Annotated in this window: 12 protein-coding genes; 11 read left to right on the forward strand and 1 reads right to left on the reverse strand. The window is 68.8% G+C overall.

What is annotated here, in order from left to right; all coding sequences use genetic code 11:
• Position 1 precedes the first annotated feature (1 nt).
• The 10 genes from QPK29_RS29480 to QPK29_RS29525 are packed head-to-tail and all read left to right on the forward strand — an operon-like array spanning position 2 to position 9,108.
• Positions 2-1,189, forward strand: coding sequence for a type II secretion system F family protein (locus tag QPK29_RS29480; protein WP_056127090.1), 1,188 nt, complete (start codon positions 2-4; stop codon positions 1,187-1,189).
• The gene (locus QPK29_RS29485; protein ID WP_371771763.1) at positions 1,186-2,877 is read left to right on the forward strand and encodes a GspE/PulE family protein; all 1,692 of its coding nucleotides are present in this window, start codon (positions 1,186-1,188) and stop codon (positions 2,875-2,877) included. Before QPK29_RS29480 ends, QPK29_RS29485 begins: the two co-directional genes overlap by 4 nt.
• Positions 2,870-3,691, forward strand: coding sequence for a hypothetical protein (locus QPK29_RS29490; protein WP_371771762.1), 822 nt, complete (start codon positions 2,870-2,872; stop codon positions 3,689-3,691). The genes QPK29_RS29485 and QPK29_RS29490 overlap by 8 nt, the downstream gene beginning before the upstream one ends.
• Positions 3,688-4,245, forward strand: coding sequence for a PilN domain-containing protein (locus QPK29_RS29495; RefSeq protein WP_371771761.1), 558 nt, complete (start codon positions 3,688-3,690; stop codon positions 4,243-4,245). Before QPK29_RS29490 ends, QPK29_RS29495 begins: the two co-directional genes overlap by 4 nt.
• On the forward strand, positions 4,242-4,829 hold the full coding sequence (locus tag QPK29_RS29500) for a hypothetical protein (RefSeq protein WP_371771760.1): 588 nt from the start codon (positions 4,242-4,244) through the stop codon (positions 4,827-4,829). Before QPK29_RS29495 ends, QPK29_RS29500 begins: the two co-directional genes overlap by 4 nt.
• Entirely contained in the window at positions 4,826-5,419 is a 594-nt protein-coding gene (locus tag QPK29_RS29505) for a hypothetical protein (RefSeq protein ID WP_371771759.1), read from the forward strand. Before QPK29_RS29500 ends, QPK29_RS29505 begins: the two co-directional genes overlap by 4 nt.
• The gene (locus QPK29_RS29510) at positions 5,416-7,539 is read left to right on the forward strand and encodes a secretin N-terminal domain-containing protein (protein WP_400189884.1); all 2,124 of its coding nucleotides are present in this window, start codon (positions 5,416-5,418) and stop codon (positions 7,537-7,539) included. Before QPK29_RS29505 ends, QPK29_RS29510 begins: the two co-directional genes overlap by 4 nt.
• Before the next feature lie 7 nt (positions 7,540-7,546).
• Positions 7,547-8,026 (forward strand): type II secretion system protein, encoded by a 480-nt coding sequence (locus tag QPK29_RS29515; protein ID WP_056127097.1) that lies wholly within the window; start codon positions 7,547-7,549, stop codon positions 8,024-8,026.
• A 4-nt stretch (positions 8,027-8,030) separates the two neighbouring features.
• Positions 8,031-8,411 carry a type II secretion system protein gene (locus tag QPK29_RS29520; RefSeq protein WP_371772414.1) on the forward strand — a complete coding sequence of 127 codons (381 nt, stop codon included), beginning with the start codon at positions 8,031-8,033 and terminating at the stop codon, positions 8,409-8,411.
• A complete protein-coding gene (locus QPK29_RS29525; RefSeq protein WP_371772413.1) occupies positions 8,398-9,108 on the forward strand; it encodes a type II secretion system protein in 711 nt (236 codons plus the stop codon). The genes QPK29_RS29520 and QPK29_RS29525 overlap by 14 nt, the downstream gene beginning before the upstream one ends.
• Here QPK29_RS29525 and murJ read toward each other — a convergent pair.
• Positions 9,101-10,645: a murein biosynthesis integral membrane protein MurJ gene (gene murJ, locus QPK29_RS29530; RefSeq protein ID WP_371772412.1), complete on the reverse strand. Its 1,545-nt coding sequence runs from the start codon at positions 10,643-10,645 to the stop codon at positions 9,101-9,103. The genes QPK29_RS29525 and murJ overlap by 8 nt on opposite strands.
• Before the next feature lie 178 nt (positions 10,646-10,823).
• On the opposite strand from murJ, the gene rpsT reads away from it, so the two are divergent.
• Entirely contained in the window at positions 10,824-11,090 is a 267-nt protein-coding gene (gene rpsT, locus QPK29_RS29535; protein ID WP_036237481.1) for a 30S ribosomal protein S20, read from the forward strand.
• Positions 11,091-11,318: the final 228 nt, after the last annotated feature.

An 11,318-nucleotide genomic window follows, 5' to 3' on the forward strand; every position in this document is an offset into this window, starting at 1 on the left:
CATGCAGTTCGCGGTTCGCACCCTTGCGCCCGACATGCGCATCGCCAGCGTGCTCGTCGACGCCCTCGACGAGGCGGACGCGCGCCGCCAGGTCGAGGCGCGCGGGCTGTTCGTCAGCGCGATCGAACCCGTGCAGGCGCCGCTGTTGCGCCGCCAGCGCGGCGGCAAGCTGTCGCTCGTGCTGTTCAGCCAGGAACTGCTCGCGCTGCTGACGGCGGGCCTGGGCATCGTCGAAGGCCTGGAAGCGCTGCTGGAAAAGGAAACCAGTCCCGCCACGCGCAGCGTGCTGGAACGGCTGCTGGCCGGCCTGCGCGAAGGCAAGCGGTTGTCGGCCGTGATGGCCGCGCAGCCCGCGCTGTTCCCGCCGCTTTACGTGGGCATCGTGCGCGCGGCCGAGGGGACCAGCGACCTGCCGCGCGCGCTCGAACGCTATATCGAATACCAGCAGCGCATCGACACCGTGCGCGCCAAGGTCGTCAGCGCGTCCATCTATCCTGCGATCCTGCTGCTCGTGGGCGGCGGCGTGAGCATTTTTCTGATGTCGTACGTCGTGCCGCGCTTCGCCGAGGTGTACCAGGGCGCGGGCCGCAACCTGCCGTGGATGTCGCGCCTGATGCTGGACTGGGGCCAGTTCGCGGGCCGGCATGCGGGGGGACTCTTCATCGGCTTCGCCGCCTTCGTCGCATTGGCCGCCTGGGCGATCCGGCGTGCCCTGAAACAGGGCGGCGCCGCGCGCCTGCTGGCCAGGCTGCCCGGCATCGGCGAGCGCGCCCGCATCTATGAACTCTCGCGCCTGTACCTCACGCTGGGCATGCTCAACGAAGGCGGCATCACGCTCGTGAACGCGATCGACACCGTGCAGGGCATGGTATCGCCCGGTATCGCCGGCGGCCTGAAAGCGGCGCGCGCCGCGATCGAGGCGGGACGGCCGATGTCCGACGCGTTCGAGGCGAACGGCCTGACGACGCCGATCTCGCTGCGCATGCTGCGCGTGGGCGAGCGCACGGGCTCGATGGGCACGATGCTCACGCGTTCGGCCGCGTTCTACGACGGCGAGATCGGCCGCTGGATCGACCGTTTCACCCGTACCTTCGAACCCCTGCTGATGGCGGCCATCGGCCTCGTCGTCGGCGCCATCGTCGTGCTGTTGTACATGCCCATATTCGATCTCGCCGGAGACATGTCGTGAACGCGCCGCTCGCCTCCCTGGATGCCGCATTGCTGGCGCGCGCGCGCGCGCAGAGCCGGCAATCGCGCCGTTCCCTCGTCGAAGAGCTGCAGGGCCTGTCGGGCCTGGAGCCGCGCGAGATCGTGCGCCTGCTGGCCGAGCCCTTCGGCCTGTCGACGATGGAAACGCCGGAGATGTTCGGCCAGCAGCCCGCGTTCGACCTGCTGCCGCTGGCGCAGGCGCTCGCGCGCCACTGCGTGCTGCTGCGCGACGATGCGAAACACCTGACGGGCGTGATCGCGGACCCGTTCGACCTCGACCTGCAGACGTGGCTGCAGGCGCAGGCCGGCGCGACGGCGGCGTCTCCGCTGCACCTGCGCCTCGCGCTGCAATCGGACATCCAGGCCTATCTCGGCAAGCACGAGGAATCCGCGCGCGCCGTCGACACGCTCGTCGGCGACAGCGGGGAGGGGCGCCGCGACGGCAAGAGCGCGACGGTGCTGTCGTTCGCGTCCGTGTCGGAAGCCGCGAGCCCCGCCGTCAAGCTCGTGAACTCGACCTTGTACGACGCCTTGAAAGCCGGTGCCTCCGACATCCACCTGGAGAGCACCGCGGGCGGACTCGCGGTGAAATACCGCGTGGACGGCGTGCTGGATCACGCGGCGTCCGTCGGCGGCATCGAGCTGGCGGAGCACATCGTCTCGCGCCTGAAGGTGCTGGCGGAGCTGGACATCGCCGAGCGCCGCATCCCGCAGGACGGCAGCTTCCGCGTGGAGTCGGCCGGGCGCGAGATCGACCTGCGCGTGTCGATCATGCCCAGCATCCACGGCGAGGATGCCGTCATCCGTATCCTCGACAAGCGCGCGATGATCGAAGCCTACGGCTCGCTCACGCTGGAAGCGCTGGGCTTCGACGCGCCGTCGCTGGCGACGCTGCGCATGCTCGCGCAGGAGGCGTACGGCATGCTGCTCGTGACGGGACCGACGGGCTCCGGCAAGACGACGACCTTGTACGCGGCGCTGACCGAGATCCACAACGGCCGCGAAAAGATCATCACGATCGAGGACCCCGTCGAATACCAGCTGCCGGGCATCCTGCAGATTCCCGTCAATGAAAAGAAGGGGCTGTCGTTCGCGAAGGGCCTGCGCTCGATCCTGCGCCACGACCCGGACAAGATCATGGTCGGCGAGATCCGCGACCGCGAGACGGCGGAGATCGCGGTGCAGTCGGCGCTGACGGGCCACCTCGTGCTGACGACGGTCCACGCCAACAACGTGTTCGACGTGTTCGGCCGCTTCACGCACATGGGCATCGACCCGTACGCGTTCGTGTCGGCGCTGAACGGCATCTGGGCCCAGCGCCTGATCCGCATGAACTGCCCGCGCTGCGTGGTCCAGTACACGCCTTCCGATGACGAATTGGCGTCCGCGCACCTGACGCGCGCCGACGTGCACGACTATCAATTCATGCACGGCCTGGGGTGCGGCGATTGCCGCGGCACCGGCTACAAGGGCCGCCGCTCGATCGCCGAGATCCTGACCTTGAACGACGAGATCCGCGAGCTGATCGTCGACAAGCAGCCGATCCGCCGCATCAAGGCCGCCGCCGCCGCCAACGGCACGCGCAGCCTGCGCCTCGCGGCGCTGGATCTCGTGAAACGCGGGGCCACCACCATCGAGGAAATCCGGAGGGTCACGCTGCATGCTTAATGGTTTCAAGTCGAGCTTCGGCCAGTCGCTGCGCATCGGCATCGCGCCGGACGCGCTGGCGCTCGTGCGCACCAGTATCTGGCCGCACGAGCGCGCGCGCCTGCTCGGCCAGGTGGCGGCGACGGGCGCCGATCCGGTGTCGCTCGGCGCGGCGCTGGGCATGCTGTTGGGCGAGCATGACGTGGCCGGCCTGCCGGTGACGGTGGTGCTGGCCGACGACCTCGCGCGCCTGTGGCAGGTGACGCCGCCGCAAGGCGCGACGCGCCTCGCCGACCTGGAAGCGGCGGCCATGCTGCGCTACCAGGCGCTGTTCGGCGGCGGCGTGTCCGGGTGGCGCATCAGCGCGGACTGGGATGCCGCGCGCCCGTTCCTCGCGGCCGCGGTGCCGCTGTCCCTGCTCGAACAACTGACGACGGCAGCAATCTCCCAGCGTTTCAGGCTGGTCGAGATCGTGCCGCAATTCGTCGCCGCGTTGAACCAGCACCACCGCGTGCGCCGCGCGGGCGCGTGGTTCGGCGTCGTGCACGGCGGCGTGTTGAGTGTTGCCGCGTTCGACGGCGACCTGCTCGCGGCCGTGCGCACCGCGCCGATTCCCGCGGGCGCGGACCGCGACTGGCTCGAGGGCCACGTGGCGCGCGAGGCCCTGCGCGTGGGCCTGTCGCGGCCGGAGCGCCTGCAGATCTGCGGCCCGGCACCGAAGGGCTGGGCGAGCAGCGCCGGCCGGCTGAAATTCGCCTGCACGCTGTTCGAGGACGAAACCGATCCGCTGTGGCCCGATTGCGCCCGGCTCGCGCTGACGGGGAGGGCGCCATGAAGAAGGTACGTATCGATTTCGCGCCGCCCAGCCTCGCGCGCACGTGGCACCGCGCGCCGCGCGGGACGTGGAGCCTGTTGTTCGTGGCCCTCGGGCTGGCGCCGGGGCTCGGCAGCAGCATCACGCAATACCGCAGGCTGCAAGCCATCGAGGCGCAACGGACGGCGCAGGTCGCGCAGGCGCAGGCGCAGGCCCGCGCCGTCGCGCGCACGCCCGTCGCCGCGCCCGCGCGCACGGTGCCGCCCGCGCAGGCCGGCGCCGTGAACGCGTCCGTGCAGCAGCTCAACCTGCCGTGGCGCGGGCTGCACGACGCCGTCCAGGCGGCGACGCCCGCCACCATCGCGCTGCTGGCGCTGGAACCGGACGCCAGGAAGAGCAGCGTGCGCATCACGGCGGAAGCGAAGAACAGCGACGACATGATCGCCTACGTCGAGGCGCTGCAGCGCGTCGAGTGGTTCACGACCGTCCTGCTGGCGCGCCACGAGATCAACGAACAGGACGCGAACCGGCCGATCCGCTTCCAGATCGATGCGCAGTGGAGGTCCGCGCGATGAAGACGACCTTGACGTCGCCGCTGCTGCGCCTGCGCCTGATGCTGTTGCGCGCGAATCCGCTCGTGGCGGCGGCCGGCATCCTCGTGTTCGTGATGGCGGGCGCGCTGGCGTGGACGCTGCATGCCGTGTGGGCGATGGAACGGGCGCAGGAAGCACGCGCCGCGCAGGCGAAACAACAGGCGCAGGCGGCCACCGCGCCCGCACCTGCATCCGCGCCGGCACCCGTGCCCGTGCAGGCCCCGGACAACCTCGCCGCCTTCTACGGCGCACTGGGCGTGCGCGGCAGCGCCGAGCAGCAGGTCAAGACGCTGTTCGGCCTCGCGACCAAGTCGGGCCTCGTGCTGCGCCAGGGCGAGTACAAGCCTGGCTATGACCGCAACGCGAAGGTGTACACGTACCAGGTCAACCTGCCGGTGAAAGGAAGCTACGCGGCGATCTGGCAGTTCGCGATGGCGGCGCTGCGCACGATTCCGTTCGCTTCGCTGGACGAGATCACCTTCCACCGCGACGCCATCGGCGACGCGACGGTGGACGCGCGCCTGAAGCTGACCTTGTACCTGCGCGACGGGACGGATCCGTCATGAAGAAGGCCGACATCAAGCCACGCCACGCGATCCTCGCGCTGGCCCTCGTCGGCGCCGCGCTGCTGGCCGCGTTCGGCGACCGGTCGCCGGAAGGCGACATCGCCGAGCCGGCCGAGCGTCCCGTCGCGAAGGCGGCGCTCGTGCGCACGGCCGCGCCGGCACCGGTGCCCGCCGTGCCGGCGGCCAGGGCCGGCGATGCGCCCGCGGGACAGCAGATCCTCGCGCTGGTGCCGCGCGACACGCTGATCGGGGACGGCGACGCCGCGTTCGGCCAGGGGCAGAACGGCGCCGGTCCGTTCGGGCGCCAGGACTGGACGCCGCCGCCGCCCCCGCCGCCGCCGCCGCAACCCGCGCCGCCGCCACCGCCGCCCACCGCGCCGCCGCTGCCGTTCACCTTCATCGGCAAGTCCGTCGGCGACGGCGCCTGGGAAGTCTACCTGGCGCGCGGCGACCGCACGTACGTCGTGCGCGACAAGGGCGCCGTGATCGACGGGACGTACCGCGTCGAGTCCATCGCGCCGCCGGTCCTGACCCTGACCTACCTCCCGCTGAACCAGGTTCAGCAGCTCAATATTGGAGTATTCGATTGATCGCTCGCCCAACTCTGGCCCGGCGCCTGCTCCCGGCGCTGCTCGCCATCCTGCTGTCCGGCTGCGCGGCCCAAATGGCCTACCGCGAAGGGAACGAGCTCGTGGCCCAGGACAAGGTCGAGGCCGGGCTCACCAAGTACCAGGAAGCGCTGGCCGCCGATCCGGCCAACGTCCAGTACAAGTCCGCGTACCTGCGCGCCCGCGATGCAGCCACGAACCGCCTGCTGCCGCAGGCCGACCGTGAACTGGCCGACGGCAAGGTCGACCTGGCCGTGGCGGACTACCGGCGCGTGCTGGCGATCGATCCGCTCAACGACCGCGCCCGCGCCGGCCTGCGCCAGGTGGATGCCGACCGCCGCCACGGCGTGTTGATGGGCGAAGCGCGCGCCGCGCTGGACCGCAAGGATTACGACGCGGCGAAAACGAAGCTGACCGCCATCCTGACGGAGCGTCCGACGTACGAACCGGCGCGCCAGTTGCTGGCCGAGGTGAACGAAAAGATCGCGGCGAATTCGCCCGAGGCGGCGCTGGCGGCCGCGTTCCGCACGCCCATCAACCTGGAATTCCGCGACGCCCCGATCAAGCAGATCTTCGAAGTCATCGCGCGTCACTCGGGCCTGAACTTCCTGTTCGACAAGGACGTCAAGACGGACCAGCGCGCGTCGGTCTTCCTGAAGAACAGCACGGTGGAAGCGGCCGTGTACTACCTCCTGATGACGAACCAGCTGGAGCGCCAGGTCATGGACGGCAACACGATCCTGATCTACCCGAACATCGCGGCCAAGCAGAAGGAATACCAGGAGATGACGGTGAAGACCTTCTACCTGGCCAATGCGGACGCGAAGTCCATCGGCAACACGCTCAAGACGATCCTGAAATCGAAGGACGTCGTGGTGGACGAGAAGCTCAACCTCGTGATCCTGCGCGACACGCCGGAAGCCGTGAAGCTGGCGTCGCAGCTCGTGGCGCTGCAGGACGTGCCGGAGGCCGAGGTGATGCTGGACGTCGAGGTGCTGGAAGTGCAGCGCAACCGCCTGCTCGACCTGGGCATCGACTGGCCCACGAGCCTGGCGTTCGCGCCGCTGACGTCGGCGGCCGGCGGCGCGATCACGATCGACCAGCTGCACCACCTGGACAGCACGACGATCGGCGTGACCGGTATCGCCGGTTCGATCACCGCCAGCAAGACGGACGGCGACTCCGACACCCTGGCCGCGCCCCGCATCCGCGTGCGCAACAAGGAAAAGGCCAAGGTCGTCATCGGCGACAAGCTGCCGACCATCACGACGACCATCTCGTCGGGCGTGGGCGGCTTCGCGTCCGAGTCCGTGAACTACGTCGACGTGGGCCTGAAGCTGGACGTCGAGCCCACGATCTACCTGAACAACGAGGTGGGCATCCGCATCTCGCTGGAAGTCAGCAACCTCGTCGACACGGTCACGACGAAGGGCGGCACGACGGCGTACCGCATCGGCACGCGCTCGGCGTCCACGATGCTGCAGTTGAAGGATGGCGAGAACCAGGTGCTGGCGGGCCTGATCAAGAACGAAGACCGCTCCAGCAGCACGAAGCTGCCGGGCATCGGCGACCTGCCGATACTGGGCCGGTTGTTCGGCAGCCAGCAGGACACGCGCAACAAGACCGAGGTCGTGCTGTCGATCACGCCGCACCTGATCCGCACCCTGCAGCGCCCGCCGGCATCGAGCTCCGAATTCAGCGCTGGCACGGAATCCAGCTTCCGGCGCCGTCCCGACACGAACGTGCGCACGCCGGTGCAGATTCCGGCGCAGGGTGCGCGCGCGGCGCCGGCCGCTGCGCCCGCGCGCCCGCCGGCGCCGCCCGCCGGCGCCGTGCAGCCGCCCGCCGCGCAGTCGCAACCGCAGCCGCCGGCGCCGTCGCCCGCGCCGTTGCCCGTGATTGGCGAAACCGGCATGGTGCCGGCCACCAGCGTCGGCAGGACCGGCACGCTGCCGCCCGCGCCGGCGTCCAGCTCGCCGTCGGAACTGCCGTCCGCGCCCGCGATCGACATCACGCCGCTGCCGCAGCCGGAGGTCACGCCCGTGCAGCCGGCCGCCAACCGCGTGCCGGCGTCGCAGGCCGCGTTCCCGAACCAGAAGTAAGCGTGAGATGAGCACCCGGCGCCGGCGCGGCTTCACCCTGATCGAGCTGCTCGTCACGCTCGCGATCCTGGCGCTGCTCGGCACGTTGGTGGTGCCGACCGCGCAGATCGCGCTGCAGCGCCGCCACGAACAGGAGCTGCGCGTGGCGCTGCGCGAGATCCGCGCCGCCCTCGACGCCTACAAGAAGGCCGGCGACGAAGGCCGCGTGGCGCGCCAGGCCGGCGCCAGCGGTTATCCGCCGAAGCTGGAAGTGCTCGTCGAGGGCGTGCCGGACCAGCGCAGCCCGAAGAAGGCGAAGATCTTTTTTCTGCGCCGCCTGCCGCGCGACCCGTTCAACGGCGACCCCGACCTGAAGGATGCCGAGACGTGGGGCAAGCGCAGCTACGCCAGCGAGCCGGACGAGCCGAAAGAGGGCGACGACGTGTACGACGTCTACTCGACCTCGGGCAAGGTCGGGCTGAACGGCATCCCCTACGACCGCTGGTGAAGACATGAACGTCGAACGACAACGGGGTTTTACCCTGATCGAACTGCTGGTGGTGCTGGGCATCGTGGCGCTGCTGCTCACGCTCGCGGCACCGCGCTTCTTCCCGAAGGTCGACAGCACCAAGGAGACCATCCTCGCCGAGAACCTGCGCAACACGCGTGCCGTGATCGACCAGTTTCACGAGGACACGGGGCGCTATCCGGATTCGCTGCAGCAGCTCGTCGAGAAAAAATACCTGCCGGCGCTGCCGTTCGATCCGATCGCGGACAGCGACTCGGCCTGGACGGTCGTCCCGCCGGAGGATGGCGACAAGGGCGGCATCCACGACATCCACAGCGGCGCGCCGGGCACGGGCCGCAACGGCAAGCCGTATGCGGAATGGTAGGACGCCGCGGCGCGAGGGCGGTTTTACTTACCTCGGCCTCATCATCCTCGTGACCGTGATCGGCCTCGTGGGCGCGGCCACGCTGAAGGTCGACGCGCTGCTGCGGCGCGCGGCCGCCGAGGAAGAACTGCTGGACATCGGCGCCGCGTTCGGCGAGGCACTGCGTACGTATGCCGAAGCGACGCCGAAGGGCCAGCCGGCGCAGCCGCCGTCGCTGCAGGAACTGCTGAAGGATCCGCGTTTTCCCGGCGTGCGCCGGCATCTGCGCAAGATCTTCGTCGACCCGCTGACGGGCAAGGCCGAGTGGGGCATCGTGTGGGCCAATCCCGGCGACCGGCGCGGCGTGCTGGCCGTGTACAGCCTGTCGAAGGCGAAGCCGCTGAAAGTGGCAAATTTCGACAAGCGCTTTTCCGGTTTCGAGAACAAGCAGCACGTGTCGGACTGGAAGTTCGCGGCGACCGGACAGGCGCTGATGCAGGGGCAGGTGCTCGCGCAGGGCAAGCCGCAAATGCCCGGCCAGCCGTCGCTGTTCCAGGACCCGCCCGCGGGCACGCCGCCGCAGCCGTCGCTGTTTCCCGAGCGGGACGCGCCGCCGCCCGCGCCGGCCGAGCAGGCGCCGGGTGCCGCTGCGCCGCCGGAGAAGGAAGAGAAAGAGGGCGAGCCCGCGGAGGGACCCCAGCCCGTCCCGGCTACTTAGCGCGGCGCATGAAGTGGCGCGGCCGGAAGCCCAGCGCCAGCAGCACGGCGAAATACACGACGGCGGAGGCTCCAATGATGAGGAACAGGGCGCCCGCGCGCAGCAGGGGATGGGCGCGCAGCGCGGCCCAGTCGAGCTGCGCCTGGCTGAACCAGGCCACGGCGCCCATCAGCGCGACGGCCACGACGACTTTCAGGAAGAACGCCAGCCAGCCCGCATGCGGCACGTAGATCGCGCGCCGGCGCAGGCCCGTGAACAGGAAGCTCGCGTTGATGCACGCACCGAGGCCGATCGACAGCGCGAGGCCCGCCACGCCCAGTACCGGCACGAACACGAGGTTCATCAGCTGGGTGGCGATGAGGACGCCGACGGCGATCTTGACCGGCGTGCGGATGTCCTGGCGCGCATAGAAGGCCGGGGCGAGGATCTTGACGAGGATGATGCCGAGCAGGCCGGCCGCATAGGCCATCAGCGGCGCCGTGGCGGCCGTGACGGCGCGCGCGTTGAACGCGCCGTAGTTGAACAGCGTGGCGATCAGCGGTTCGGCCAGCGTGGCGAGACCGACGGCGGCGGGCAGCGCGAGCAGGAACGTCAACCGCAGGCCCCAGTCGAGCAGGGCCGAGTATTCGGCGGGATCGCCGTCCGCATTCGCCTTCGACAGGCTGGGCAGCAGCACCGTGCCCAGCGCGACGCCGAGCATGCCGGTCGGGAATTCCATCAAGCGGTCGGCGTACTGCAGCACGGAGACGCTGCCGGCGCCCAGGCGCGACGCGATGTTGGTGTTGATGAGCAGGCTGATCTGCGCGGCCGACACGGCGAACACCGCCGGGCCCATCTTCTTGAGGATGCGGCGCACGCCCGGGTCGGACAGGCCGGCGAACGGATTGATCGACAGGCGCGGCAGCATGCCGATGCGCTTCAGCGCGGGGATCTGGATGCCGACCTGCAGCACGCCGCCGACCATCACGGCCACCGCCATCGAATAGATCGGCACGTCGAAATACTTCACCATGAACAGCGAGAAGAAGATCGACGACAGGTTCCACAGCACGGGCGTGAACGCGGGGATCTTGAATTCGCGCCAGGTATTCAGCACGGCGCCGGCCAGCACGACGAACGACATGCACAGGATGTACGGGAACATCAGCCGGGTCATGACGACGCCGGCGTCGAACGCGGGGCCTTCGAGGCCGCTGGCGATGACGTACAGGACGATGGGCGCGCCGATGATGCCGACGACGCTCGTCGCGAGCGTCGCCCACACGAGCGTATTGGCGACGTGGTCGACGAGGGTGCGGGTGGCGGCATCGCCTTTCTGGCTCTTGTACTCGGCCAGGATCGGCACGAACGCCTGCGAGAACGCGCCTTCGCCGAACAGGCGGCGCAGCAGGTTGGGCAGGCGGAAGGCGATGTTGAAGGCGTCGGTATAATCGCTGGCGCCGAACGCGCGGGCAAACAGGGAGTCGCGCAACAGGCCGGTGATACGGGACAGCATCGTCATGCTCGAGATGGCTGCCAGGGTCTTGAGTAGGTTCATAGCCCGCGATTATAGCTGGGCTATTGCACAAAAACGAACCAGGATTTGCCCTTCGATGAAACCTTCGCTATAATCGAGGGCTGTATTGAATTCTGTTAGCAGACACTCGTTTGGCAGGCACTGGAATGGGCCGGTTTGAATGTTTGCAAACGCAACTTGACCCCGATTAGGAAATTCCATGGCAAATACCGCACAGGCGCGCAAGCGCGCTCGTCAAGCAGTCAAGCAAAACGCACACAACTCGGCTCAGCGCTCGACTCTGCGTACCGCAATCAAGGCCGTCAAAAAGGCCATCCAGGCTGGCGACAAGGCCGCTGCTTCGCAAATCTTCCAGCAGTCCGTGTCGACCATCGACAGCATCGCTGACAAGAAAATCATCCACAAGAACAAGGCCGCTCGCCACAAGAGCCGCCTGGCTGCCGCCATCAAGGCCCTGTCGGCTTAATACACCCGACAGCAACGCCCGCGCGGCCCTGGTCGCGCGCTGAGCGTGATGAAGACCCGCCCGACTTGCGTCCGGCGGGTTTTTTGTTTTCCAAAGCCCGTTGCCTATGACCTGTTGCCAAAAAACGGGGTCTGACCCTGACCCTTCCCCACAAATTTTCACAACCTGCACCAAATTGATCAGTGTAAGTAGGGCGAGCTGGAAGGCGTGGTGATCCAACTGAGGTCG

The sequence above is a fragment of the Massilia orientalis genome (assembly GCF_030411975.2).
GTDB lineage: Bacteria > Pseudomonadota > Gammaproteobacteria > Burkholderiales > Burkholderiaceae_D > Telluria > Telluria orientalis.